Origin of the sequence: Pseudomonas fluorescens, assembly GCF_001307155.1 — a bacterium.
Classification (GTDB): domain Bacteria; phylum Pseudomonadota; class Gammaproteobacteria; order Pseudomonadales; family Pseudomonadaceae; genus Aquipseudomonas; species Aquipseudomonas helvetica.
Genome location: NZ_CP012830.1, coordinates 6,107,841 through 6,134,256, shown reverse-complemented (window position 1 = coordinate 6,134,256; position 26,416 = coordinate 6,107,841). Strand labels below are relative to the sequence as shown.

Below are 26,416 nucleotides of genomic sequence, written 5' to 3'. Positions count from 1 at the left end.
AAATGATTCCAGCGTGGATAGTTGAGTACGCGGCGCTGTTGGGCCGAGGGCTGCAAACGAGCATCACCCTGCTGTTGTTTGCCAGTGCGTTCGGTTTTGTGCTGGCGGTGCTGGTGGCGCTGGCCCGGATCTCGAAGAATAACGTCATCGCCAAGGCCAGCCTGTTCTACACCAGCGTGTTTCGCGGGACACCGTTACTGATCCAGATCTACATCTTCTATTACGGGCTTGGCAGTCTGTTTGCGCAGTTTCCGCTGATTCGTGGCAGTTTTCTCTGGCCTTATCTGCGTGACGGCTACTGGTACATCGTGTTCGCTCTGGTGCTGTCGGTGGGGGCCTATGTGGGCGAAGTGATTCGCGGCGGCCTGCTGGCGGTGCCAAAAGGTGAAATGGAAGCCGCCTCGGCGTTTGGCATGACCCCGCGCCAGTCCTTGCTGCGGGTGCGCTTGCCACGGGCCATGCGGTTGCTGTTGCCGACATTGGCCGGGGAGACCGTGATGTTGCTGAAGTCCACGGCGCTGGCCTCGACCATCGCGGTGATTGATCTGCTGGGCGCCGCCAACGTGGTCCGTGCCCAGACCCTGCAAGTCTATCAACCGTTGCTGCTGGTGGCCGGGGTGTATGTCTGCCTGACGTTCCTGATCGAGGCGCTGTTCGCCTTTGCCGAACGGCGCGGGACGCCGCTGCGCAGGGCGGTGTAATGAGCGCGCCACGGGTTGACCGGTCGTTGCAGGGCATCGGCCTGTGCACCTTGGGTTACGCATTCCTGGCGTTGCAGGATGCGAGCATCAAATGGTTGGTGGCCGACTACTCGGTGGTCAGCATCCTGTTCTGGCGCAGCCTCGTGGTGGTGGTCGTCTGCCTATTGGCCGGACGCCTGCGGCTGGTTCAACGGGCCTGGCGTTCACCGAGCCGGCGCTTGCTGGTGGTGCGCGGGTTGCTGTCGCTCGTTGCCTGGCTGCTGTATTACACGGCAGCCCGGGACCTGACTCTGGCGGAGATGACCACGCTGTATTTTTCGGCACCGATCATGGTCACGGTGCTGGCGGTCGTCATCCTCAAGGAACGTGCCAGCGGCTGGCAGTGGTTCACCCTGGTCATCGGCTTTGTCGGCGTGATGATTGCCTGTCGCCCCAGCAATATGACCGAGCCCTTGCCGATCGTGCTGACGCTGTTGGCAGCGATGTGCTGGGCTTTCACCTACATCCAGTTGCGGCAGGTGGATGACCAGACGTCAGTGCTGGAACAGATGCTGATCACCAATGGGGTGTTTGTCATTTGCATGATGCTGGCGTTGCCTTGGACCCACACTCCGTCGCCGACTTCGGCCTGGCTGGGGATGCTGGGTGCCGGGTTGGTGGGCGGTATCGGGCAGTTCTTGCTGTTCGCCAGTTTCCAGCGGGCCACGGCGATTTTGCTGGCGCCGTTCGAGTACACCGGGTTGGTCTGGGCGTTCCTGCTATCGAACCTGGTCTGGGGCACGCTGATGGATGAGTCGCTGATGATCGGCGCCGGGCTGATCGCGGTCAGCGGCACCTTGGCGATGATCGTTGGCCGTCACCCGGCACAAGACGTCGTCGGCGCCGAATGCTCCGTGACGCAACCCCTTTATCCCGCAACAACCGACAGCGAGCTCGTTGGCGGAGCTGAAGGTTTCGGGGCTCAGGCATCCCTCGATCCAGAGTCCGTCGAGCATCGGGGTCAACAGTCATGACGAGAGGACAAGCATATGGCGCAGGACATTTCGTTCGCGGTTCGGAACAATAATGGCGACGCGGTGCGGGTCGGTGTGTGGCGATTCGAGGGCAATGGCGGCGGACCGAAGGTGCACTTGCAGGCGGGGGTGCACGCCGATGAAATCGCTGGGATGCTGGTCCTGCATCTGTTGATGCAGCGACTCCATATCGCCGAGGCCGAGGGCCGGCTCAAGGGTAGTGTGACCGTGGTGCCCCAGGCCAATCCCCTGGGCATCGGACAGTTTCGCCATGGGCGAATACTCGGTCGGTTTCACGACGCCACGGGCCATAACTTCAACCGTTCATTCGACCAGTCGACAGCGATGGCTCGGCCTTCGACTCCTGTCCAGGCCTGGCAAAAAAGCCTGGTACAACTGGCGGCTACGGCGGATGTAATGCTTGATCTGCACACCGATGACGAGGCGCTACCGTACCTCTACGTTCATCGCAGTTTCTGGCCACGTGGCCGTGAACTTGCGGCGGCGATGAAGATGGAGGTGGCGATCATCTGGGATGACGGTGGCGATGGCTCTTTCGAGGAAACCATCATCGCGCCCTGGCTGCGCGATGGCGTCACCGATCAGCATCTGGCGGCGACCCTGGAGTTGCGTGGGCAGGGCGATGTCAGCGACCGGTTTGCCGAGCAGGATGCTGCGGGGCTATACGCCTGGCTTTGCGCGTGCGGGGTGATCGATGAGCCGCTGTCGCCAGGCGATTGGCCTGTCGAGGCGATAGAGATGAGTCACATGGAGACCATTCTCGCGCCGCAGCCCGGGGTGCTGATCTTTGAAAAGGAGCTGGGCGATTTTGTCGAAGAAGGGCAGCGGTTTGCGCGGATTCTGGGGCGTCCGGGTGATCCATCTTCCGCAGTGTTGCTGTTTGCCGAGCAAGCGGGCCGGATGGTGACACGTTATCGGGATCGCCTTGTGCAACAGGGCATGGTGGTGGCGAAATTCACCGGAACCCGGGTGTCGTGTAACTGGAGTGGAGGATTGTTGGACCCGAACTAGAAGGGGGAAGCGGCAGCCTTCCAAATCGGTTTGTGTTCAGCCCCCAGAGAAAGAGCACCTGACCTGGCAATCAATGAACTGACTCTGGGGCCGTCAAGAAATCAATCAGCGCTCTGACTTTCATCGGTAGATAGCGGGCATGGGGATACAGCAACATGAAGGGGCGGGTAGCGCCACCAAACTCCCCGAGTACCTCGACTAGTTCACCGCTTTCGATTTGCGCCTGAACGGTAAACCGGTACGCCTGCACGATCCCGGCGCCGTGTCTGGCCATCGTGATCGTTGCCAGATAATCTTCAAGGCAGGTGGTATTTCCAGAGGTGTTCACGCTCACCGACCGCTGATCGACGATGAAGGTCCACGGCACATTCCTTCCGCTGCTGGGCAGTTCGAATTGAATGCAATCGTGTGACTCCAGGTCCGACAGTGCCTGCGGAACGCCATGCTGCCGAAGGTATTCAGGAGAGGCTACGACCACCAGCTCCGCATTCTCGAGTGTGCGCGCAATCAGCGCCGAGTCATCAGGCGCTCGACCGCGGATAGCCAGATCGTAACCCTCTTCAGCGAAATCGATGTTCCGGTTACTGACGTGCACGACTACCTTGACCAGTGGATAGCGTCGACGAAACTCGGCAAGGCGTGGTAAGAGTCGAAAATGCGCATAGGGTGTCGGTGCGCTGATTCGCAATTCCCCTGAGGGCGCCTGCTGCTGGCCCGTCACTTTACGTTCCGCGTCAACCAGTTGAGTCAACGCTTGCCGGCATTGCTCGTAATAGACCCGACCTGCCTCGGTCAGGCGTATCTGCCGGGTGGTGCGTACAAACAAGCGCACCGCCAGACGCTCCTCCAGGCGTGACACCGAGCGGCTCACGGCGGCAGGCGTCACACCGGCGGCCTGTGCGGCGGCAGTGAAACTCTCAAACTCAACGGCTAAACAGAACAGCTCAATGCTGCCGAGTTGCACATCGTCAAAATGCCGGGGCATCGTATCTCTCGATTGATTACATCAGGTATCAAGTAGGCGGCGTAACACGCTATCTATCCCCTGTATGACGGAAAAGTAAAGTGACCTCGGATCAACCGGAAAACCGATCCGAACCTGCTGCCAGGCAGAGTTGGCGGTAAGCACCGACCAGTTGATCCTGCGTGAACGCGCGATTTCGTCCACTGGGGTTGGGCAGGACCCAGACCGAGGCATTACCAAAGGTTTTTGACTGAAGCCCCCATGCAATTTCTCGTTGACCGGATAATGCGCCGTACGCGGCTTTGCCGAGAAACGCCACAAAACGTGGTGCATAGCGTGCGATCTTTTGTTCAAAATCGGCAGCGGCAGCGATGAACTCATGTGCAGACAGCTGATCCGCCCGAGCCGTTGGCCGTTCGACCACGGCGGTTAATCCACACTGGTATTGCAAGATCGTTCGATCGTGTTCCGGGCGTACTTCCTCCGGCGTAAAACCGGCGAGATGGAGTGTGCGCCAGAAACGATTGCCGCGACCCGCAAAATGATGCCCCTGGGCGGCGGCCGTCATGCCCGGATTGATGCCACAGAAAATCACTGCAAGCTGCTCGGCAAGAATATCTTCGAGTCTTTCACCCACGATAAAACCTCACAAACCCGACAGCTGCCGAGGTCAATTAGCCGCAGATCACGCTGACCGCATTGCGTGCAAGTTCCGTTAATTCTTCGCGGGATTTGCCCGCCCGAGCACGTATCGAAATGCTGTGCAGCAGGGATGACGCGAGTACGGCAAGGGCTGCAGGGTCGGCATCGCTTTTCAACTCGCCGGAATCGATCGCTGCCCGTAGACGCGTTTCGAGTTCGGTATCGAGCCTGCTCAGTCGATCCGAAAGCACGTCGCGTATTTCAGCATCCTCGACGGCCTCGGTAGTCGCCGTACCAATCGCAAAGCAGCCACGCGGTTGGCCTTCGCCCGAGAAGTAGATCGACAACTGCCCCTCATAGAAACGCATCAACGCCTGCTCCAGCGTCAGCGTGTTGTCTGTCAGCGCCTCATGCATGGCCGCCGCGGCAAATTCCCAATACTGCTCAAGCGCTTTGATGTAGAGCGCGTGCTTGTCGCCGAATGCCGCATAGAGGCTTGGGCGATTCATGCCGGCCGCCGTCGCAATGCTATCCAGAGAGGCGCCGGAATATCCGGTGCTCCAGAACACCCCAAGCGCCTGCTGCAGCGCTGTCTGCGGGTCATACGCGCGAGGGCGGCCACGGCCTTTGCCCTCTGCAGTTTTATTTTGTGCCATGTTGTACAAATTCCTTGAATGAAGGTGAGTCACGGCATATTCTTACACCATCGCACAAAATTAAGGAACCAGAAGTTCCTGAATTTCAGGTTTGTTGCAGCGGAGCTCGAACTGGGTATTGCGGCGATGAAACAGGTGCGGCAGAGCGATCCTCCTGACGCACACGAGATTGATTCCTCACAGCAATTATTGACATCAGGGTCGCAGGCGATCGTTGCCCGTGTTAGCCCGATTTCCCGGTTAAAGGTGTATTCGATCATGACCAGACAGTTCGACATTCCAGCTTCGCAAACCTTCGAGCACCCAGGGCCGAACCAGGCCGACAGGCCCATCAAGAAACCGTTTAAAGAGAAGTTGCGACCACTCCTTATGGTGGGTGTTCCTGCTCTCGTCGCAGCGGTTGGGTACTCACACTATGTGACGGGCGAGCCCTACGTTTCGACCGATAACGCCTATGCCCGAGTAGCGAAGGCGTCGATCAACGCTCGCGTTTCCGGACAAGTTGTCGAAATCGCGGTCGAGGACAATCAGCCTGTTCGCAAGGGCCAGGTGCTGTTTCGGATCAACCCGGAGCCGTTCCAGATCGCGATTAACCGTGCAGAAGCGCAGCTGAGCGTCGCGCGGCTTCGCATCGATGGACTCAAGGCAAGCTACCGCCAGCAGCAGGCGGAACTGCAATCGGCCAAAGAGTCGGCGGATTTCGACCAGCGGGAATTTGCCCGCAAGAAAGCCCTGGTCGCCACCGAGTTCGTCTCGCGCGCCATTTACGAGCGTGCAGACACCGACCTTAAAGTTGCCCGGCAACGAATAGCGTCGATCGAACAGCAGATCGCCAGCACGGTCGTTGCCTTGAACGGCAATCCGGACATCGAAGCCGATAAACACCCGATGGTGCGCGAGGCCAAGGCTCAGCTCGACGAAGCGCAGCTTTATCTCTCGTACGCGACGGTGTATGCGCCGCAGGATGGCATCGTGGCCAAGGTCGACGATTTGCAGGTGGGCAACTACGTCAACAGCGGTGCGCCGGCCTTTGCTTTGCTGTCCGATCGCCAGATCTGGGTTGAGGCCAACTTTCGCGAAACGGAAGTGACCCATATGCGTCGGGGCCAGGAAGCAACCATCAGTGTCGATACGTACCCTGATCATGTATTCAAAGCCCACGTGACCAGTATGAGTCCGGGTGCCGGGTCGGACTTCGCACTGCTGCCACCGGAAAATGCGACCGGCAACTGGGTCAAGGTTGTCCAGCGGGTACCGGTTCGACTCGAACTCGATGAAGTGGATCCTGCTCTGCCGCTTTTCTCGGGTACCAGCGCCACGGTCAAAGTCGACACCGGGTATCGCACGCCTTGGTGGCACCCACTCAAGGCTCTGTTAACCGCAGGTACCGACCGATGAACGCCAGTCTTGCTGGAAACCCGGCGGGAGAGGGCTCGCGCACGCTCAGGTTCGCGGCATTGCTCGCGACCTATATGCAGTCGGCGAACCTGCCTCTGCCGAATGCGGCACTGAGGTTTATTCAGGGCGCCATATCGATGACCGATGACGAGGCTGGCTGGGTATTCACTTCATACCTCGCGGCGAGCGCCATAACGCTGCCGATTGCGCAGTGGCTCGCCGGACGCTACGGCCTGAAAGTTGTGTATCAAGCCGCGATAGCCTTGTTCGTCCTTGGCTTGTTGCTCGCCATGCAGGCAACGACTCCGCTGGAGTTCGTCGGTGCGCGCATCATTCAAGGCGCCGCGAGTGGCTTGCTGGCACCGCTTTCGATGGCCATTGCAATGGAGACACTGCCACCTGCGCGGCGCGCGAAATTCGGCTCGATGTTCACGGCCATTGTGCTCTTGGGCATCGTCAGCGGCCCGAGTATCGGTGGTTGGGTCTGCGAGCATTACGACTGGCGCTCGATGTTCTCCATCAGCCTTCCGCTAACGGCGTTTATCTTCGTGGTGGTGACGTTGTTGCTGGCCGAGAAAAAGGCCGAGAAAAGTCTGCCTTTCGACTTCTTCGGCGTCGGCACCTTCACGCTGGGAATGATCGGGTTGCAAATGCTGCTCGACCGCGGAGAGCGTCTGGACTGGTTTGCTTCGCCCGAGATCTGGCTGGAGGCGCTGGCAGGTGCACTGGGGCTCTACCTGTTCGTTGTTCATGTGCTGACCGCAAAGGTGCATTTCCTCAACAAGAATTTGTTCAAAGACCGCAATTTCGTGCTGTCGACGATCATCTTTTTCGCACTGGGTTTTGTGCTGTTGCCAACGATGGCCCTGACATCGCCGATGCTGGATGAAATTCTCGGATACCCACCTGACACGACCGGCTACCTGACGATACCGCGAGGGGTAGGGCTTGTCGGTGCATTTCTGCTGATGGGCCGGGTTCCTGCACGTATCGACTCGCGACTCTTTGTTGCCGCGGGTGTGGCGCTGGTGGCGTATGCCAACTGGCTGATGCTCGGCTATTCGCCGTTGATGGACTGGTGGCCCGTGGCGGTGGCCGGTGCACTCCAGGGTATCGGCCTCGGCATCTTGATGCCGGCGATCAGTAAGGTGGCTTTCAGCACGCTCGATCCCAGGTTCCGTCCGGAAGGTACCGGTTTTTTCAATCTGGCCCGTGTCTACGGCAGCACCCTCGGCGTTGCCATCGTGCAAGTGTTCTTCTTCAACAACACGCAAACGATGCACGTGGCGCTGGCAAGCCATCTGACGCCTTATCGCGCCGCTGCACATTCGATGACGGCGTCGGCGTCCTTGCAAGCACTCGGGGGGCTTAACGAAATGATCACCGGCCAGGCGGCTTTTATCGCGGTTATCGGCCAGTTCAAGATTTTGATGCTGGCGATGCTGGTGGTGAGCCCACTGGTTGTCTTTCTTCGCAAACCCGTTCCGACCAACTAGTTTTCGTGGAGTCTGCCCAATGAAATCCAATACGTTCGTACTCAACAGACAGCAGTTCCAAACAACGGTCGGTGCGGTGTCGGCGTTGATGTTCCTGTCCGCCTGTACCGTCGGCCCTGACTATAAAGAGCCCGCGCAGACCCTGTCGCAGCACTATGATCAACAGGCCGAGCAGCGTCTCGGCGAGGGCGGCAACAAGGTTGCTGAACAGCACATTGAGCTTGGCAAGAAGGTCAGCGGTGACTGGTGGTCTGCCTTCCATTCGCCCAAGCTCGACAAGGTTGTACGTCGGGTAATCGACGGCAATCTTGAGCTCGTGGCGGCAGATGCAACGATCCGCCAAGCGGCATCCTCTGTTGCCGCGGCTGAGGGTGCACTGTATCCGCAGGTCGATTTTGGCGCCCAGGCTGGCCGCCAACGGACCCACAACGGGCCCGAGCCAACCGTCTCTAATTTCTACTCGATTGGGCCACGGGTTGGCTTCGACCTTGACGCTTTTGGCGGTACCAAGCGGCTGGTCGAGCAGAAGGAAGCGTTTACGAGTCTGCAGAAACATCGCTACGAAGCGGCGTACCTGACCCTGACCGGCGATGTTGCGAGCCAGGCGTTGTTGGTTGCTTCGGCAAACGCACAGATGGAAGCCGTTGAGAAACTGCTCGCCAATGACGCGAAGAACCTCGAGCTCGTGCGCATGGCGCACACCAATGGCACCACCACGCAGATCGACGTTTCGCTGGCCGAGACGCGGCTCGCTCAGGACCGCACGCTGTTGCCGCCCCTCGCTCAACAGCGTGATTCGGCCCGACATGCTTTGTCGGTCCTGACGGGAAAAGGCCCGGGAGACTGGGTCGCCCCGGACTTCAATCTCTCCGAGTTTGCCTTGCCGTCAAGCGTGCCAGTCAGCTTGCCCTCGGAAATGGCCCACGACCGGCCGGATGTACTGCAAGCAGAAGCTGAATTGCACATGGCCAGCGCCGCCGTCGAGGTCGCGACAGCCAATCTCTATCCCCATGTAACGCTGTCCGCGTCTCTTGCCCAGGCGGCTGCAGGCAATGGCGGCGCTGCACTCTGGAGTCTTGCTGCGGGGCTGGCGGGGCCGATCTTCGATGGAGGCACGCTCAAGGCTGAACGTCAGGCAGCTGTCGACGGCTACAAGGCGACACTCGCCGGCTACCAGCAAACGGTTATTCAATCCTTTGGCCAGGTCGCAGACACGCTGCAGGCAATCAACCATGACTCGGAAGAAAACCTGGCGCAGGAGGACGCATTACGCGCGGCCGAAACGAGTTTTCGGTTGAACCAGCAAGCCTACGCGCAAGGCGAGAACAGCATTCTCCAGGTGCTGGAGGCGGAGCGTGCCTATGAGCAGGCGTTACTCGGTCGAATCAGAGTGAAGACGGCGCAGTATCTCGACACGGTGCGGTTGTATGTGGCGCTCGGCGGTAATTCGGTGGGTGTGTCCGAGCAACGCGTTGCCAGCCGCGAAGAGCCGAAAACTGTTTATCAATAGCGGCTGCGTTTTACCAGAGACCACTATCGCCATTGCGGCTGTGGCCCCAGACATCGGAGTAAAGACATGTCATACGAAGCGTTTCACGATGAACTTCGCGATACAAAATTCCCTCTTGTCCACGGCTCGGGTGCGATGCCAGCCGTTGGATTTGGCACGCTGTTCCGGGATCTGAGCGTGACAACACAAGCCATCAAGCACGCGCTGGAAACAGGCTTTCGCCATTTCGATTGTGCAGAGCGCTATCGAAACGAAGACAAGGTCGGAGTGGCCATAAAGGAATTCCTGGAGACTGGTAAGGTCCGGCGCGAAGACTTGTTTATTACCACAAAGCTCTGGAACACCAACCATCGCCCCGAGCGGGTTCTGCCGGCTTTTGAAGCCAGCTGCCGACGACTTCAAGTGGATTACATCGATTGCTACCTCATCCACACGCCCTTTGCCTTTCAACCGGGCGAAGACCAGGAACCAAGAGACGAGCAGGGGAGAATCATTTACGACTCCGGCGTGACATTAATCGAGACTTGGCGAGCACTTGAGCGTCTGGTGGATGAGGGGCGGTGCAAGTCCATCGGGTTATCCGACATCACACTGCAGGCATTACAAGAGATTGTGGCCGTGGCCCGGATAAAACCTGCCGTCGTGCAGGTTGAATCGCATCCTTATCTGCCTGAATGGGAACTGCTCGAGTTTTGTCGGCAGCATGGAATTATCGTCCTTGCGTTTGCACCACTGGGGCATGGCATGCAGCCGAATGTACTGGAAGATGCGGTGATCACAGGCGTCGCCCGGCGCTTGCAACAGACCCCGGCTCAAGTTGCATTGGCCTGGTCTGTACAACGTGGCGTGGCGTTCCTGACCACGTCTGCAACGTTGAGCCATATCCAGGAAAACTTTGCGATTTCTACCCTGCCTCACAGGGCCATGCTTGAAATCAAGGACGATATTACGACCCGGGTACGATTCAACTCGGTGGTGGAAACCGGTGTGCCCGGATTTATTCCGGGCAAGAAGTAACGTGCGACAAGGGGCGGTCTTCTGCGAGGCCGCCTCTTTTGAATAGTTCTTCATGCGAGACATGCTTGGAGAGCATGCTGATTTTTTTACTTATCTGTGGAGGTGGTGACGATGGACGTTTTCCAGACCATGCGTTTTTTCGTGGCTGTCGCTCAGAGCGGCAGCTTTACGGCGGCGGCTGAGCTGTTGGACACCACCACAACCAACGTTTCCAAAGCGGTCTCCAGTCTGGAGGCCAGGCTTCAAACACGGCTGATTAACCGCACGACCCGACGCCTGGCGTTGACTGAGGCAGGTGTGCGCTATTTGCAGCGCTGCGAGAAAATTCTTGAGGAGGTACGTGAGGCTGAAGCGGAAGCGGGTACCGCGCAGGTCATGCCCGTTGGCAGGCTCAAGATTCATGCGATGGGAGCCGTCGGTAATCATTACGTGATCAAAGCCATTGCCAGGTATAGAGAGATTTATCCCTTGGTAATGTTTGATTTGACACTGACCAATCGGCTACCTGACTTGCTGGAGGAGGGCTATGACATCTCGATTGTTTTAGCGCGGGATCTACCCGATTCAGGGTTTGTCGCTCAGCGGCTCGGCATCACTTACAGCATTCTCTGTGCCTCGCCCGCGTACCTGAAGAAACGCGGGATTCCCGATTCCACGAAATCACTTGGCGAACATGATTGTTTGAGAATTGTGAATACGGTAATGCCGGTTGAAAACTGGGTATTTGAGGGGCCCGAAGGCGTGGAGACCGTTAACGTTCCATTGTCGCCGTTTCACGTCAACACGGCTGACGCCATGACTGTTGCCATAATGAATGGGATGGGGATTGGTATTCAGCCGATTGCCTCTGCAGTCGACGGACTCAGGGCCGGCACGTTAGTGCGGGTACTGCCGGAGTATCATTTTGAAGAGTTCAACTTGTTTGCCATTTATCCATCACGAAAGTTCGTGGATGCAAAAATAAAGACATGGGTGGAGTTTCTTAAGGATTACATTCCGGGCTTGCTGGCATCCGATGAAGAAATCGTTCGCTCAGCCAGAAAAGACAACAGCTTTCGAGCTCGCTAGCGCGGCAGGTATGGAGTGTCGACCCTCCATCGTCCGCACAGTGCTCAACCGTTTGAACAGCCTGTTCCCATGACTTGATACTGAAGGACGTGCTGTTGACCGTGAGAGTCTTCATAGGTCATTTGAACAGGAACCGGTCCGCACTGGTCCGCAACGTCTGTCATTGCAATGACTTTTTTAATGTCGAGCTTGGTTGCGTAAGTGTAACTTTCTACCGGTGTCTGACGGGTGGCCACTGTTGAATGGCTCTCGTCTGCAAATGCTTGTGCACCTAAACTGCCAAGCGCAAGGAAGATCGCAACTTTTGACATATTCATCATGTTCATCATATTCACCGTATCGCTCAAGGGGTTGACCTGCATCGTTTTTACCTCGTGAGTTAGTTGATGTTTATTCAATGTGCTCACCGGGTAAAAACGATGCTAGATGTTTATCCCTTTCCCAGACAGCGGCCTATTGGACAAACACTGTTGTCGGATTTCGCATGAATAGAATGCTACGGGGACACTCAGAACCACGGCTCAGGTTCACACGAACAGGTCGTAAGACAGTTTGCTGATCAGGATCACCAACAACACCAGGAACAGACCCCGGACAAAGGGCACGCCTTTACGCACCGCCAGCCAGGTGCCGGTCAGCGCGCCGAGGATGTTGAATGCGGCCATGGGGAGGGCGATCAGGTAGAGCACGTTACCCGTAGGAATGAAGAAAATCAGCGCCGCGACGTTGGTCGCGATGTTCACCAGTTTGGCCGACGCCGAGGCATGCAGGAAGTCGAAGGCGAAGCAGCGGATAAACAGGAAGATCAGGAAGCTGCCGGTGCCGGGACCGAACAGCCCGTCGTAGAAGCCGATGGCACCGCCGATGACGATCGCCAGCAGTTTCTCCCGGGTACCGATGTGCATGGGTTTGTGCAGGGCGCCGAAGTCCTTTTTCCAGAAGGTGTAGATCGCCATCAGCACGATCAACACCAGCACCGCTGGCCGGATCACCGACTGCGGGACGGACGACACGGTGGCCGCGCCGAAGAAGGACATGACAAAGGCCGCACAGGCAGCGGGAATCACCAGCCCCCAGTCGATCACCACCTTGCGCACGAAAGACCGGGCCGCGAATGCGGTGCCACAGGCTGCCGCGACCTTGTTGGTACCCAGCAGTGCCGCGGGTTGCGCCGTGGGCAGCACGTTGAACAGCGCAGGTATCTGGATCAGTCCGCCACCACCCACCGCCGCATCGATCAGGCCGGCAGCAAAAGCGAACACGCAAAGGATGACAATATCGATCATGAAATCAGGCCCTGACGATGAAGGAGTGGTGAAGGTCCAGCGGTGTGGATTGAGCGGGAAGGTTAACGGAACGGCTTTTTTTGTGTTGCAATGCCACGTTGTGAAAAGTGCAACGAGGTGGTGAATGGCACTGGATATGTTGGGGGAACTCGAAGCCTTTGCGACGGTGGCTCGCAAGCGCAGTTTTGTCGCGGCGGCACGTTCTCTGGGGCGCTCCCCCAGTTCGCTGACCCGCGCCGTTCAAGCCTTGGAGGAAAGTGTCGGGGTCAAGTTGTTCAATCGCTCGTCCAATGCCGTGAGCTTGACCGAGGCGGGTGAGCGCTTGTTGCCCCATGCCTACAAAATGCTGGATCTGCAACGTGAGGCGGATGAAGACCTGGCCGGAATCAGCGGCCAGGCCTACGGCTGGGTCCGCTTTTCCGCCCCCGAGTTTCTCGGCCACGGGGTATTGCCCCGGCTGATCGCGCAGTACGGTGAGCGTTATCCAGACGTGAACGTCGATGGGATTTTCACCGATGAAACCATCGACCCGGCCAAGAGCAAACTGGACTTTTCGATTCGTGGCGGGTATCCGCAATCCAGTGACCTGATCGGCTTTGCGCTCTGGAGTTATTCACGTTACCTGTACGCCAGCCCCGGGTACCTGGAGCGGCGCGGGACGCCCGACTCCATCGAAGCGCTGGAGGCGCACTCGCTGATCCTGCACACGGCGCCGCGGATTCTAAAAGACTGGAATTTTCGCAGTGAGACGCAGGCCATCAGCTTTCGGGCTGATCCCAAATTTCGCTTCAACTCCGGTTCGGCGGTGTTCCATGCGGCCCTGGCGGGCGTCGGGATCGCCCGTCTGGCGGACTGGATCGCAGAGCCCGAAGTAGAAGCGGGGCGCCTGCTCCGGGTCTGTCCCGAATACATGCTCACCTCCAGCAGCGGCGAAAGCCCGCAGATGCACGCGGTGTACCCGGCCGGGAATCTGCCGCTGCGGGTGAAATCGTTGTTGCAGATGATCCGTGGCTTTGGCGAAAGTCTGGACCGAAAACGCGCGTTACCGCTGATCAAAACTGGATTGCAGGGGATGGGTTGACTCTGCAAGTCGTTTGGCGACGATTGTGTGGGGGGCTTGAGCCAATCAAAATAGAGACCTTGAAAATTAATTGATACATGCCCTCACTGGATCGACCTGATCGCAGACGCCCTGCACATTGACACCTGAACCCCTTTCGATGGTGATCCATTACCAACGGCAACAACTGACCCAAAGCTGCCCTTTGCGAAAGGCAGCTAACGGCCGAGGCTGTGTAAAAACGTTTTTGTGCGAGACAGGTACTCAATATCGGACTGGAAATCGCGCTTCTACGCGAAATCCACATCTGCTGACGTGCCGATAAATTTCAGATTTAACGTAGACGCGCACACTTCAATTTTGGCGAAGCGTTTTTACACACTCTGGGCCAAAAGCAGCCGTTCATGGATGACCGCTCCAACCCGCAATCACTAGGCTAGGGAGGCAAGCGTCAGTCGTTTCCATAGTCCGGTTCGTAACTAATCTCACGCTCGTCCACTTCAACAATTTCCTCACTCAAACCGGCAGCTGAAAGCTCATCAGTGCCCACAAGGTGCAAATTGCATTGATCACAAATGAATTCAACTGGAGAATATGTTGTCTCAACCTCTTCATAACCAGGACTCACTTCCTCCTGATCATCCGTCAGCTCTTCATAGTCTTTGTCCCCGCCCAACACTGCAGTGCATTGGCAAGCGGGACATTGGCGAGTCCAATACCGAGCGTACCTTCCACTTGTTAGGCGATAAAGATGCCACCAAGAGCGCTCCCCGGATTGAGATCTTTGATCTTCCAATGTTTTTGGAGTCCGTTTTTTGCCATCGGCGTCTTTGCTAAAGTTGTCTCGCGCATGCTCAATTTTTTGCAATGCAGACTGACACTTGAGATGAGAAAGATGGTTAATGAGTTCTTCCTTCTCTGCAGCCGCACCGCCAATAAAGTCTTCAAGATCTTTGTTAGCTGCCTGCAAAATTAACCGCACTGCGTGCCACAGCTTCCCCTCCCACACTTCCAAACTGATCCCGATATATGCAGCGTGCCCTGAATGAAGCTCGGCATTGCGGCGATCGGCCAAATCTTTGCATGAGTTATAAGCTAAAGAGTTGAATCCCGGAACGACATGTTTAAGGCGCAGGAACACCTCATTGGCATCAATGGTTCGAACAGCCGTAGCGGTAGATATACCGCACGCTTCCAGCATGCTATTAGAATTTTTCGGGTCTACGACAAGACTTGGATGAACCCTCGCCAGTGCGAACTTACCAAGCAATTCAAGTGCCAAAGTTGCCCAGAGTTGGTAGGCATCCTCCGCGTCAACTTCCTTAGCCTCAAGCGCACGCCGGGCGTAGAGCGCTGCTTTGCCATACAGCGCATCATCTGAAAGTGCGGGCGGAATCGTTCGTGTCGCTCCACGTCTAGTTGTATTCATATCCAATCCTTCAGTGAGATGCGTAAAAGGGTGCGATGACCGATGCCAGAGGCATTACCCCTGCGGTGAAGTACTGCCCAGTTGTCAACTACTAGAATTACACCGGCTGTCCACTCTAGAGTTAAACACGGTTGAACTTGAGGTGACTCTAATGTCTCCAATATAGTACGCCCATGTTCTGTCTGTGCGGTCATACAAGCCGGATCGAATCGGATCCATGTTCGATCCGTACTGGCTATCGTGGAATAAAAGCTTGAACGTCCATTCTTTACTGTGAAAGTTTCGCGCCGACTTGCAAGGAGTGGAAGCCCTGCATCTTTGACTCTCAATAGCTGCGTTGGGGGCGCTCCGCCTCCGTTAATCGAGTGACAGCCTAAAATCAAATACCGTGGTGGTATCGGCAGATGTGATCCGTCAACATGCCAAGGCTGAGTACCTGCTCCAGAAAAACGACTTAACGAGCTTAAAGGAGCCTCATCCGCTCTCAGTGTCTTCAAAGTTTCTAAAACCTTTCTACCTCGCCCGGCTACAACCGCACCTCCCATATACAAGGCGAGTTCCTGCATAGCCTGTGAAACTGATATGGAAGGTCTAGCGTTTAAAGAAACATAGCCATGATCGAGAATTGCTGCATGCAGCCCATCGTAGCTGTAATCCATTCCTATGACTCTTATATTGTTTTACATTCGAGAATAATCAGTTTCAGAGCCGCCGCGGTCGCATGATCATCCTCGGAATACTTCTCCTTCCTTTGTAGTGCACTTTTCCGCATAGAGCAATTTAACTGCGAATCTGCAAGGCAGAACTCTTAAACTAGGTCCTGTTCTACTGACAGAATGAGAGACTTGGTCGCCACTGAGATCCGGACACTGGAGAAGGTATTCTCCAGCGACGCCTTGAAAAATACCGTGCCTGAGGGGAGAGGTGACAATCGGCCGCTGCTTTTTTGCTGGCGGGAAGTTGCGGCAGCAGTCGGCCATTAGGAGGCTTTCGACCAAGGGGGCTTTGGCGATATCGGATCAGTGCCCGGAACCAGTTGGCCACTACGTAAGTTATCCGCACGGATCTGATCCTACGCCCCCTGAGAAAGATTCCGGATCAGTGCAGCTGCACTGATGGCGTTTTGACGTACATTAGGCTTATGCTTGACACGTCTAGGTGATGTGTGAACGCCGTCATCTGCGGAACTAAATGCCTTAGGGACAGTGAACCACACCCGTGGCCAATCCGAATTTGAGAGTACAGGCGGTAAGAATACCGCGAGAAAGGGACATTCGATGAGCATGATCACTTGGACCAAAAGAGACAATAACGCTAACGCCGTGATTTTTGTACACGGATTGAAAGGCGGTCAAGAAACCTGGTCCTACGACGAAAAAACTTCATTTCCGAGCTTGCTGGCTGCCGATCCGAACATTTCAGATAATTTTGACATTGGTTGCTTCAACTATTTTACTACCTTCACGACAACTTACGGTGCAAACAAGAGCATTTTTCAAAGATTATTTAAATCTCGAAAGAGTGTGAGAAAAAACTTACCCATCTCTGAAATTGCAGAATTATTACGCACTGAGTTTGAAGTAAACCTAGATAGTTATGAACAAGTAATGATTGTCGCACATAGCATGGGAGGGCTAGTCGCCAAGGCATGCATCCTAGGTCACCTCGAAGAAAACCAGACTACACCTGTAAAAGGGTTTGTCTCCTTGGCAGTACCGCATACAGGTGCAAAAATCGCGAATATCGGGTCATTTTTATCATCTAACGTACAACTCGCTGACTTGAGCGTGTTGAGTGATGCTGTATATGACCTAAGCAGCGCCTGGGTAAATTCCGCAACACCACCTCCGCCAACAAAATACATATATGGAGCGCACGATATTTTTGTCGACAAAAAGAGCGCATTGGCAATTGAGGCTTTAAAGAAAGACTCTACCGCAGTCGACGAAGATCATATCGGAATTTGTAAGCCCAAGAGTTGCGACGAAACCGTGTACAAAGCTGTGGTGAAATATATTCTGGAATTTGAGTCCATATGCAAACCACCTTTGGTAATTAAAGAATTCCAGGACAATCGACAGTACGATGATCATCTTTTCGTACTTAAATTGGTGATCGCAGATGTTCATGAAGCCATAACTGGAAACGCTAAGGGTTACTTTTTTAACGCCGAAGAGGCCCGAAAGGTCTTCACAAGTGACCGTCACAAAAAGCTGCTAAGTGAGCTTTATGGCAAGGTAAAAGAGGTATACAAGCAAGAGTTCGAGCATCACATTGCAAATAAAACTACGCCTGATCAATTTGTGCAGCGCGTGCACGCTCGAATCATGTCAGAAGACAACGGGTATCTTAAAACCATTCTCGCCGAACTGGATGGGATTCACAAAAAAGGCATGATACATCAATTAGCTAACTCTGCGGATACTTCAGTAGTATGGTCTTGCAACACGAAACTTTCAGACCTGGCGAAAAAAGGGGACGGTGAGTCATGAGTCATAATCTTCCGTACCTATTAATTGATGATGACTTCCCCCTTAATCTTTCAATTGTTGCACTGATTCTTTATAAGCTGAGCTTTTCAGTTAAAGGCAATGCAGTGCTTGAGTTCGACAAGTTACAGATTTTTTTGTACTTGGTAAAAAATCCATCCAAAATAAATCCAATGCTAGCGTTGGCTGGAAAGAAATTATTGCCAATAAAATCTCAGTATGTATTCACGATAGAAAGCCTTTCTAGCAATGTGGATGTTTTGTTTGACCGGTCAAAGCTGAAGTTTCTGCTTAAGCATATGGCTGCTCGTGGCATGCTTGAATGCGATAACGTCACAGATCCCAAATCACTTAAGTACTATCTCAGCCCAGTCGGCATCAGGTTTGCTGAGGAGCTGATCGATTTTAACTCAGGCGGTACAGGGGAGTCCCCTAGCAGATCCAAAGATAACGAATATGACAAAAGCTACTTTAAGGCAACTCTGGACGTTGCTGAAGGCCTAACCTCTTTACAGACTCAGTCTGTCAACAAGCTGAACTCTTACTTAAATAGTATTTTCAAAGGGATTTGAAATTGAAGCCTAATATAAGCATTGCTAGTCTTAACCTTATTGGTTACCGTAAGAATTACACAATTCCATTTTATCCGGGCATCAATATAATTTATGGAGATTCAGACACAGGCAAATCAAGTGTCCTTGAGTTTATAAACTATTTGCTCGGCGCTAGTAATATCGAGCTAGCTGATGAGGTTAAATCTTCGGTTGAATATGCAGCGCTTGAGCTTGAAATCAATGGCGTAAAGATGACCATTAAGCGCGACATATACAGACCTAGAGAGTATGTCGAAGTCTATCCGTGCGAAGTCGATAAATGTTCGCAGTTCTTTCCAAAGAAATATTCCCCTGTATTCACTGATCCCCACGCGCCAGATGGGTTCTTCTCAGATTTCTTACTGGATAGCTTGGGCTTCCCAAAAGTAAAAATAAAAGTTTCCCCCTCAAAGGCTGACTCTGATGTAAAGCGATTAAGCTTTAGGAATATTTTTAAATATGTATATGTGAATCAGGACGACGTGGGCAGCAAAAGCTTTCTGGAATTAAATAATCCTGTATTTGCTACGCGCAATCGCGAAGTCCTAAAGTACATGTTCAACGTATTGGACTCGAGCATAGCTGAACTTGAAGTTGAGATCGCTTCGCGTACCAAAGAAAGCAAGGCTATTCTAAGTAAATACAATTCGGTCTCGGAGTTTCTTCGCGAAACCGATTACGACAGCAGAACCTCAATTGACGACGCTATCGATGAGATTGACAAGGTTATAGCAGGTCTCCAGGTCGAGCTGGAGCGACTTAACCGCACGATGGTAGCCAACTCATCAAATCATTCAGAACTAAAGGCAATATTCAACGAGCTGTCGTTAAATGAAAAATCCACTGCCTTATCGATAAGCAAAACAAGAGCGCAAATAGAAAGCTATTCTCGCCTAAAAAACGACTACGAAAATGATATTGCTAAGATTAATGGAATCTTGCATGCCCAGTCAAGAATAGGCGAAGTGAACCATTCGGCCAATCCGTGTCCTATTTGCGACACACCTATTAATGTTGCTTCCAATGATGAGGCGTTCCAAACCTCTGAGGCAAGCTCTTTGTCTGCCGAGCTAAGTTCAATCCAGAAAAAGAAGAAGAGCATACAGATCCTTATAGATGAGCTTTCCTTCAAGTCTCGAGAACTATCCAAAGACTATACTGCGATTAGTTCAGATATTATTAAAGCAAGAGAGATGCTCGACACTGAAAATGAGGCGATGGTCACACCGTATCTCACTCAGCGAGATTCTTTGGTTAGAGAGCTGGCATCCCGGCAAGAGTCTCGGAATCATCTAGTAAATAGTATTAAGGTTCGCAACCAGCAGCGAAAAATTCACGACGCATATGAAAACGTATTGCTCGTCATTAGGCAGCTAGATGAGAGACTGGCAGAGCTGAAGCAGAGCGCGCCGAGCGTTGCAGAGATACTTTCGGAGCTGTCTGATTACCTCAAAAGCTACCTGAAAAAAGTTAATATAAAAAGACAGGAAGGCATCAGCGTGAGTGCCAGAAGCTTTGCACCGGTAATCAGGGATAGAGAATATCTCAACATTACTTCTGGAGGTCTTAGGACCATTGCTTCTGTAGGCTTACTAATTAGCATTCTTGAATCTGCGATAGATTCGGAAGTAAACCACCCTCGACTTCTAATGATAGATACCGTTGGCAAGTATTTAGGAAAAACAACTAAGCAGAAGTACCAAGATCAAACAGATGCTGCTGATGATGCACGCGAAGGAATTTCTGATCCGCTAAAGTATCAGAATATGTACGAATACCTTTTGTCAGTCGCCAATCGAGCTGAAGCGAAAGAAGTACCGTGCCAAATTATACTGGTTGATAACGATGTGCCTGATACTTTTGTTAACAGATATAAAACGTACATCGTGGCTCATTACAGCTCTACTGGAGAAAATGGCTTACCTGTAGGGCTAATTGACGATATTGAGCCAACATAGCGCCATATATGATCCTTCATCCCTAGCCAACTGGCATTTGGTCTCCGGTGGCTAGGTGAAACGCCCCTAATTTCCTAGACGCATCTGACTGACTCCTTTTGGCCGATTTCTGCCTGTCGTGAAGGGCTGAATCCGGCCAAAAGCAGCCCTTCCTTAAATCTCCAAACAGGTTTACAAACCAGATACCGGCACAAGTTTAGGCGAGACGGCATGACACTTTCCAAAGGTAATATCATAAAGCTGATCGATGTTGACCGAGCAACGGTAGTGCTCTCTGATTGGTTGAGCTCCCGGGAGGCGGCTCCTGGAGATATCGCCGAGGTGGAAGAGATTTCAATGGGGGAGGCTGGATGTATCGTTCGCTTGCTGTGCGAGCCACATGCAGGATTTCTCGAATGGAGAGCCTCATATTTTGAGGCTGGGTTGACCTATGAGGTGCTTCGTAGCTATCCCAATGACGTCCCCTCTTGAATGTCTGCTCAGGGCCGATTTCTACCTGTCGCCACCGTCAGCTTTGGGTCGGTTTCAACCGGTTGTGGCAGGCAGAAATCGGCCAGATGCGGGCACTCATAGGCAGTACGTAGAAGCATCGATACACTTCCCGCTCACCATTCATGAACGGATTCGAAATTGCGCCGGTCCTTAGTTGCTCTATTTCTCAGCCTCGTGGCATTTCTTCTTGTTTCTTTCGTTGTCACCCTGTGGCGAAGCCCTTACAGCCTCACTGTCTTGATCGCCTCAGCCTATGAGGAGGGCCTGGTAGTTGGCCGCAACCCTGGCAAAGCCGCAGACTGGTACTTACGTGCAGCAGAAAAAGGGGACCGTGTCGCGCAGTACAAGCTCGGCATCATTCAATATTACGGTCGAGGTATCGACGTTGATCGACCAAAGGGTCTTCAGTGGATAACTGAGTCGGCCTATCACGGGAACGCAGACGCCCAGTATTATATGGGTGTTGCAAGTATTGCGGGCCTAGATATGCCGACGGACGTTGCCAAAGCTGCGACATGGTTCAGCAAGGCTGCAGAGCAAGGTCATGCCAAAGCTCAACGACAACTAGCTACCCTTTATTACAAAGGTAACGGAATTGAGGCAAACGACCAGCAGGCTTTCAACTGGGCTAGCAAGGCAGGCGCTCAAGGCGATGCCGAGGCTCTGACGCTACTAGGTACTCTCTATTTCTTTGGTAAAGGGATTCCAGCAGACCCTCAACACGCCGTGAAATTGCTCACCCAAGCGGCCAATGCCGGCGATAGCCTTGCATTCGAAATGTTGGGAGCAGCCACTTTACATGGCACTGGCACCCCAAAAGACCTACCCGCCGCATTGCATTGGTATACCCGCGCTGCCGACCAGGGCCGGGTCAACGCACAGTTCGTCCTCGGCTACCTCTACAGTAGTGGCGGTGATGTGCCAGTGAACTATCCACTGGCGAATCGTTGGTTGTTGCAGGCGGCCACTCAAGGAAACGCTGTGGCGCTAGTTACCCTCGCCATTCATCTCGATAATGGGCAGGGCATCAAAAGTAACAAGCTCAAGGCTTGCGGATTATTGCGTGTGGCGCTCAAACAGACGCTGCCGAGCGATATTGCAGACCCCATGCGCAAGCAGCTTGAGAAGGAAGAGAAAGCGCTTTCGCCGCAGCAACTGGCTGAGACATTGGCTCTGGAAAACCTCTATTCAAGTCCGACAGGTCTCAGGGAACTGCAAGGTGATCTGACAAGCGAACAGTAAGAAGCGACGGCCGCTCAGCCAAGCGCTAGACCACTAGCTGTCATATACAAGGAGTTATCGCTCAAGTGCCTGTGTTTCGGTGGAGAAAGAGTCACAGGCATCTGCTTCGGGTCCCTCGTGTCTGCGAGCTAAAGCCATTTCTTAGCGTTCGAGTGAGGGCGGTCCATAGAGCTCAGTTTCCCAGTCTTCAAGAGGCGGCGTTACTTTGAACGATGGGTCGCAGTATGACCTTAAGTAGTCAGTCGCTCTTCTTTGGGCGTAGGTGAAATTTAGCACCTTGCCTTCACTGTCCATCTCTATTACGTTCGCGAATATCGCGAAGACCATCTCAATTGCACTCGGCTCAGAGCCATAAATGTCGAGGTACTCCACGTTTTCAAGCATGTAGTGGCTTCCACTTGCCATGAAGTACGCAAACGATCGGAGTGCTCCACTGAAATCATTACTTAGCTTCTTCATGTACATTTTCTTTTAGTAAATATTCTGGATTTAACTGCTTCATATTCAAGCATCTGCTTTTTTACCGTTTTATTGCGGTCGAGACAGGCCGGAACCGATCTAAAACGGCCCATCGCGAAAAGCAGCTAATAGCCATTTCGTTGAGATGTGCAGCAAATGCCCAGTAGTAGACAGAGTGCGTCCAGGTAGATTCGTCATTGTTTTTGGAGGCTCTGGCATCCAGGACGATGCAGCCCCGCTGCGTCCCGCCAGTACAATGTTTCTTCGAGCTGGAAGCTTATCAGGAAGAGGGACGAGCACATCTGAGCGATGGATTGGGCTATTTTGTCCAGATCTTCCATAGCAGACTGCCCCTCCGGCTCGGGGCCTTTGATTCTGATGCTACAACGCATAGCAACACGGAAGTCGATGCCCTTCGTATTCTCAGCATAAATCCTAGAGTCCGTGGTTACGCCATCGGTACTCAACGTTAGTCCCGAGATAAAGGTAGCTTCCAATCTGTCGCCAGCAACGATGATTTCCCAGGCACCAGCATTGTTTAAGGCTTTCCCCAGTATCGGGGCTGTGAGTGTACTATCCGCTTCCAGGCACAGATCAAGACTCATTTGAAACCCTTCTTCTTGTGTGAACATTTGCACAAAATTTTTTGAGTACGATTGTCGCGGCAGTGTATTGGTCAGCGGTTCGAATGTCTGCTCCTGGCCGATATCTGCGCTTTAGGGGGGCAACTAATGGCCGATTGCTGCCTGTCGCGAGGGGATGTAACCGGCCCAAAGCGGATGTCTCTCGCGAGACAAAAGGCGTCTTAACCCATAGCTTCCCCCCCTTTAGTTTTTTGCTCCCCCCGAAGTTTCTCGATGATCCCAAACCATCCATTGACGAATCGTGCGAGGCAAACGGAGAAGTCGGTGCCTTCTCCGTTTAAGCCAGTGAAGGGGGGAGCGCAGTTTAAAGGCTCGTACGGGCGTCACCCGACGCGCCATTCAGTCATTTACTGGCATCCAGTACGATGCGGTAGCGTGCCTTGCCACTGCGCAGGTGATCGATGGCTTCGTTGACCCGGCTCATGGGGAAGTGCTCGACCTGCGGCAGGATCTGATGGCGTACGCAGAATTCCAGCATGGTCGCTGTGGTGCTGGGCGAGCCGACCGGCGAGGCGGACAGGCTCTTTTGTTGGGGAAGCAGATTGAACACGTGCACTGGAATCGCGCCAGGCACGGCGCCAACAAAATGCAGGCGGCCCTTGCCGCGCAGGGTTCCGAGCATGGCTGGCCAGTCGAGGTCGGCGTTGGCGGTGACCAGCAGGAAATCCAAAGTACCGGCGATGGACTTCAGCGCGTTACTGTCGGTCGAGGCGACTACGTTGTGCGCGCCCAGGCGCCTGGCTTCGTCCTGCTTGCTCAACGACGAGGTAAAGGCCGTGACTTCGCAGCCCCAGGCGTTGAGGAAGCGCAGTGCCAGATGACCGAGGCCGCCGATGCCCACCACGCCGACCCGGTCAGTGGGCTTGACGTCGAATTCCACCAGCGGGTTGAACACCGTCGAGCCGGCGCAGAATAGCGGGCCCGCCATGGCCGGGTCGAGTCCGCTCGGTATTGGAAGAGCCCAGGCCCAGTGCGAACGCAGACGGTCGGCGAAGCCGCCGTTGCTGCCTACTATGGTGGGTTGGACGGTGCCGCACAGATGATGGGAGCCTCCGATACACGAGGAGCAATGCATGCAACTGCCCTTGTACCAACCAATGCCCACCCGTTGCCCCACCTCGAGACCGCGTACCTGTGTGCCGACTCGCACGATACTGCCGACCACCTCGTGGCCGGGGATGAAGGGATACTGGCTGATGCCCCATTCGTTATCGATCAGCGACTGGTCGGAGTGGCAGACGCCGCAATACTCCACGGCGACTTCTACCTCCTCTTCCCCCAATGGACCGGGATCGTAGCTGTAGCGCTCCAGTGGAGCGCCGGCCGCCGTTGCGGCCCAGCCGGTGAAGGAAGTGAGTTCGGTGCTAGCGCTCATTGGATACCTCCAGATCAGGAGACAGGTTTGGTACCTCAGGTGCCGCGGCAGAGCTAGGGAAGTGTAGCGTATCGCTTGCCGTCGTCCTGGTTCTCGCAAGCCGGCGCGCTGTTCCCCCCAAACTACCGGTCCATAGCGTGGGGATGTCCTGGCTCTCATTGTGCGGTCAGAAAAACCTAATGGGTTATTCGCAACCAGCCATGATTAAAAAAGGTTCGATTTCGATAAATAAACAATGTCCTATTCTTTGGTGTAGATGTTGAACTGTTTGCCTGGGATGGTCACCCAGGAAGCAATTGTTTTTGCCCCGGATGGGCCAGCTTTGGTTGTATGAACGTCTTTCGCTGCAAGTTGATAGCTTTCGCCTGCGCGAACGGTTTTCGCCGGCCGCCCATCAATAAGAACGATTATTTCTCCTTGGATGACATACACAATCTCCGGTCCGATAGCCCGGTGACGCGGTTTTTCTGCATTGGGCGGAAACTCCGAGATCCCCATACCCAACTCACGGTTAGTTCCATTTACGGCAATCCTCTGCAATGTTTCTGTCTCTTTTGCGGCAGGCGCAATATCTGCAGCCATGGCTGGATGAGCAGCCATCATGGTTCCGACTAAAATAGAAATGGATAGATATTTATTCATGGTTGATGCTCAGATTTATTATCGCTAACAGTACAGTTTTTCTGTGTTGTCAGCTTCTGATATCCAACACCCGTTACACCTCTTGAGCCGCCACAACCACCGCCCCGCGAGCAATCAACAACTCCCGCAACACCGAGCGATGGCAGTGGCGTTCTTCCTTGCAGTAGCAGCCGATGGCCAGTGACGTTTGATGAGACAGGGCGGCCAACAGATCCAGCAGTTGGCTGGGGGCAGGGTGGTTCATTTCGGCCTTGAATTTACGTCGAAAGGCTTCCCAGTCTTTTTCGTCTTCCGCGGCTTTGGCTTCTGTTACCAGCTCCGCGCTGGGCGACAGGGCGGGGAGCCAGGTGTCGTAGAAGTCGCGGCTGGCGAATTCGGCTTTCGGAACGCCGCGCGGTGGGCGGCGGACAGTGCCCAGGCGCAGCCCTTCATGGGGTGTACGGGGCGTGCCTAATTGCACGATATGGATAGGCATTCATGCCTCCATTAATGATGACTGCGCTCAAGCCAGTCAGCGGCCGAGCGGCAGATGCAGATCCCCAGGAAGTAAGCTGACATCGCCAGCCACAGCCCCATGACCCAAGGGTTGGCGGTCGGATGGTTGAGGACCAGTGACAGGCTGCAGAGCAACCAGATGGACGTCACGGCAATGTTGATCGGCATGAACCGCCGCACGCGAAACGGGTGCAGGAACTTCATCCGGGTCACCGTCAACAGCGCCAGGCCAATGATGGTGAGCAGCGTCAGCCAGGGTGTTGGCGCAATGATGTAGAGGCACAGGGTGACGACGTTCCACGCAGCGGGGAAACCCTGGAAGTAGTTGTCCTTGCTCTTCATGTTGACGTTGCAGAAGCAATAGAGCGACGAGACCAGGATCACCGAGGTGGTCAGCAGCGGGGTATAGGCTGGCAAGTCGATGTAACGGTAGATGAACAGGGCCGGGATGAACACGTAGGTCAGGTAGTCGATGACCAGATCCAGTATGGAGCCGTCGAGATGCGGCAGTACCGTTTGGACATTGACCTTGCGCGCCAGCGCGCCGTCCACACCGTCGACGATCAGCGCCACACCCAGCCACAGCAGACAGGCTCTGGGCTGGTTATCGAACAAGGCGAGGGTCGCCAGGAAGGCGGTCACCACGCCGGTTGCGGTAAAACCGTGGGCGCCCCAGGCTTTAAGCGTGGCCATGCGTCGGGTCGTTATCAAGGGAGCGTTCTCCAGCGAATAAAACGGGCCAGTTACTACCACCG

At 54.3% G+C, this 26,416-nt stretch carries 26 protein-coding genes; 14 read left to right on the top strand and 12 right to left on the bottom strand.

Annotated elements, in window-relative coordinates:
• Positions 1-2: 2 nt before the first annotated feature.
• The 3 genes from AO353_RS28135 to AO353_RS28125 are packed head-to-tail and all read left to right on the top strand — an operon-like array spanning position 3 to position 2,746.
• A complete protein-coding gene (locus AO353_RS28135; RefSeq protein ID WP_054598369.1) occupies positions 3-701 on the top strand; it encodes an ABC transporter permease in 699 nt (232 codons plus the stop codon).
• A complete protein-coding gene (locus AO353_RS28130; protein ID WP_054597920.1) occupies positions 701-1,714 on the top strand; it encodes a DMT family transporter in 1,014 nt (337 codons plus the stop codon). The genes AO353_RS28135 and AO353_RS28130 overlap by 1 nt, the downstream gene beginning before the upstream one ends.
• 15 nt (positions 1,715-1,729) lie before the next feature.
• Positions 1,730-2,746 (top strand): succinylglutamate desuccinylase/aspartoacylase domain-containing protein, encoded by a 1,017-nt coding sequence (locus AO353_RS28125; RefSeq protein ID WP_054597919.1) that lies wholly within the window; start codon positions 1,730-1,732, stop codon positions 2,744-2,746.
• Between the two features lie 70 nt (positions 2,747-2,816).
• Here AO353_RS28125 and AO353_RS28120 read toward each other — a convergent pair whose 3' ends face one another.
• From AO353_RS28120 to AO353_RS28110, 3 genes are all read right to left on the bottom strand, one after another.
• Positions 2,817-3,731, bottom strand: coding sequence for a LysR family transcriptional regulator (locus AO353_RS28120; RefSeq protein ID WP_054597918.1), 915 nt, complete (start codon positions 3,729-3,731; stop codon positions 2,817-2,819).
• 91 nt (positions 3,732-3,822) lie between these two features.
• Positions 3,823-4,347 (bottom strand): G/U mismatch-specific DNA glycosylase, encoded by a 525-nt coding sequence (mug, locus tag AO353_RS28115; protein WP_054597917.1) that lies wholly within the window; start codon positions 4,345-4,347, stop codon positions 3,823-3,825.
• Positions 4,348-4,384: 37 nt separating this feature from the next.
• Positions 4,385-5,008 carry a TetR/AcrR family transcriptional regulator gene (locus tag AO353_RS28110; protein ID WP_054597916.1) on the bottom strand — a complete coding sequence of 208 codons (624 nt, stop codon included), beginning with the start codon at positions 5,006-5,008 and terminating at the stop codon, positions 4,385-4,387.
• A gap of 258 nt (positions 5,009-5,266) precedes the next feature.
• On the opposite strand from AO353_RS28110, the gene AO353_RS28105 reads away from it, so the two are divergent.
• The 5 genes from AO353_RS28105 to AO353_RS28085 all read left to right on the top strand — a co-directional run bounded on the left by AO353_RS28105 (position 5,267) and on the right by AO353_RS28085 (position 11,497).
• Complete coding sequence (locus AO353_RS28105) at positions 5,267-6,406, top strand: HlyD family secretion protein (RefSeq protein WP_054597915.1); 1,140 nt, start codon at positions 5,267-5,269, stop codon at positions 6,404-6,406.
• A complete protein-coding gene (locus AO353_RS28100; protein ID WP_054597914.1) occupies positions 6,403-7,902 on the top strand; it encodes a DHA2 family efflux MFS transporter permease subunit in 1,500 nt (499 codons plus the stop codon). Before AO353_RS28105 ends, AO353_RS28100 begins: the two co-directional genes overlap by 4 nt.
• 19 nt (positions 7,903-7,921) lie before the next feature.
• Entirely contained in the window at positions 7,922-9,412 is a 1,491-nt protein-coding gene (locus AO353_RS28095; protein WP_054597913.1) for an efflux transporter outer membrane subunit, read from the top strand.
• Between the two features lie 66 nt (positions 9,413-9,478).
• Complete coding sequence (locus AO353_RS28090; protein WP_054597912.1) at positions 9,479-10,429, top strand: aldo/keto reductase; 951 nt, start codon at positions 9,479-9,481, stop codon at positions 10,427-10,429.
• A gap of 111 nt (positions 10,430-10,540) precedes the next feature.
• Positions 10,541-11,497, top strand: a complete 957-nt coding sequence (locus tag AO353_RS28085) for a LysR family transcriptional regulator (protein WP_054597911.1) — start codon at positions 10,541-10,543, stop codon at positions 11,495-11,497.
• A gap of 44 nt (positions 11,498-11,541) precedes the next feature.
• Here AO353_RS28085 and AO353_RS28080 read toward each other — a convergent pair whose 3' ends face one another.
• Both AO353_RS28080 and AO353_RS28075 read right to left on the bottom strand, forming a co-directional pair.
• Positions 11,542-11,814 carry a DUF2790 domain-containing protein gene (locus AO353_RS28080; protein WP_054598368.1) on the bottom strand — a complete coding sequence of 91 codons (273 nt, stop codon included), beginning with the start codon at positions 11,812-11,814 and terminating at the stop codon, positions 11,542-11,544.
• A 210-nt stretch (positions 11,815-12,024) separates the two neighbouring features.
• Complete coding sequence (locus AO353_RS28075) at positions 12,025-12,783, bottom strand: sulfite exporter TauE/SafE family protein (protein WP_054597910.1); 759 nt, start codon at positions 12,781-12,783, stop codon at positions 12,025-12,027.
• Between the two features lie 124 nt (positions 12,784-12,907).
• On the opposite strand from AO353_RS28075, the gene AO353_RS28070 reads away from it, so the two are divergent.
• The gene (locus tag AO353_RS28070) at positions 12,908-13,864 is read left to right on the top strand and encodes a LysR family transcriptional regulator (RefSeq protein WP_054597909.1); all 957 of its coding nucleotides are present in this window, start codon (positions 12,908-12,910) and stop codon (positions 13,862-13,864) included.
• 430 nt (positions 13,865-14,294) lie between these two features.
• Here AO353_RS28070 and AO353_RS28065 read toward each other — a convergent pair whose 3' ends face one another.
• Positions 14,295-15,272, bottom strand: coding sequence for a hypothetical protein (locus AO353_RS28065; protein WP_054597908.1), 978 nt, complete (start codon positions 15,270-15,272; stop codon positions 14,295-14,297).
• Between the two features lie 1,277 nt (positions 15,273-16,549).
• Here AO353_RS28065 and AO353_RS28060 point away from each other — a divergent pair.
• The 5 genes from AO353_RS28060 to AO353_RS28040 all read left to right on the top strand — a co-directional run bounded on the left by AO353_RS28060 (position 16,550) and on the right by AO353_RS28040 (position 22,046).
• Positions 16,550-17,764, top strand: coding sequence for an ABC-three component system protein (locus AO353_RS28060; protein ID WP_054597907.1), 1,215 nt, complete (start codon positions 16,550-16,552; stop codon positions 17,762-17,764).
• Entirely contained in the window at positions 17,761-18,333 is a 573-nt protein-coding gene (locus tag AO353_RS28055) for an ABC-three component system middle component 4 (RefSeq protein ID WP_054597906.1), read from the top strand. Before AO353_RS28060 ends, AO353_RS28055 begins: the two co-directional genes overlap by 4 nt.
• Before the next feature lie 2 nt (positions 18,334-18,335).
• On the top strand, positions 18,336-20,312 hold the full coding sequence (locus tag AO353_RS28050) for an AAA family ATPase (RefSeq protein ID WP_054597905.1): 1,977 nt from the start codon (positions 18,336-18,338) through the stop codon (positions 20,310-20,312).
• A 210-nt stretch (positions 20,313-20,522) separates the two neighbouring features.
• Complete coding sequence (locus AO353_RS28045) at positions 20,523-20,783, top strand: hypothetical protein (protein ID WP_054597904.1); 261 nt, start codon at positions 20,523-20,525, stop codon at positions 20,781-20,783.
• Between the two features lie 159 nt (positions 20,784-20,942).
• Positions 20,943-22,046, top strand: coding sequence for a tetratricopeptide repeat protein (locus AO353_RS28040; protein WP_054597903.1), 1,104 nt, complete (start codon positions 20,943-20,945; stop codon positions 22,044-22,046).
• 141 nt (positions 22,047-22,187) lie between these two features.
• Here AO353_RS28040 and AO353_RS28035 read toward each other — a convergent pair whose 3' ends face one another.
• The 6 genes from AO353_RS28035 to pcsA form a co-directional block, all read right to left on the bottom strand.
• Positions 22,188-22,505, bottom strand: a complete 318-nt coding sequence (locus tag AO353_RS28035) for a DUF7677 family protein (protein ID WP_054597902.1) — start codon at positions 22,503-22,505, stop codon at positions 22,188-22,190.
• 194 nt (positions 22,506-22,699) lie between these two features.
• Positions 22,700-23,110, bottom strand: a complete 411-nt coding sequence (locus tag AO353_RS28030; protein WP_054597901.1) for a hypothetical protein — start codon at positions 23,108-23,110, stop codon at positions 22,700-22,702.
• A gap of 382 nt (positions 23,111-23,492) precedes the next feature.
• Positions 23,493-24,524, bottom strand: coding sequence for an NADPH-dependent aldehyde reductase Ahr (ahr, locus tag AO353_RS28025; protein WP_054597900.1), 1,032 nt, complete (start codon positions 24,522-24,524; stop codon positions 23,493-23,495).
• Between the two features lie 240 nt (positions 24,525-24,764).
• Positions 24,765-25,166 (bottom strand): cupin domain-containing protein, encoded by a 402-nt coding sequence (locus tag AO353_RS28020; RefSeq protein ID WP_054597899.1) that lies wholly within the window; start codon positions 25,164-25,166, stop codon positions 24,765-24,767.
• 73 nt (positions 25,167-25,239) lie between these two features.
• Positions 25,240-25,641, bottom strand: coding sequence for a DUF488 domain-containing protein (locus AO353_RS28015; RefSeq protein WP_054597898.1), 402 nt, complete (start codon positions 25,639-25,641; stop codon positions 25,240-25,242).
• An 11-nt stretch (positions 25,642-25,652) separates the two neighbouring features.
• Positions 25,653-26,372: a phosphatidylcholine synthase gene (gene pcsA, locus AO353_RS28010; protein ID WP_054597897.1), complete on the bottom strand. Its 720-nt coding sequence runs from the start codon at positions 26,370-26,372 to the stop codon at positions 25,653-25,655.
• Positions 26,373-26,416 lie beyond the last annotated feature (44 nt).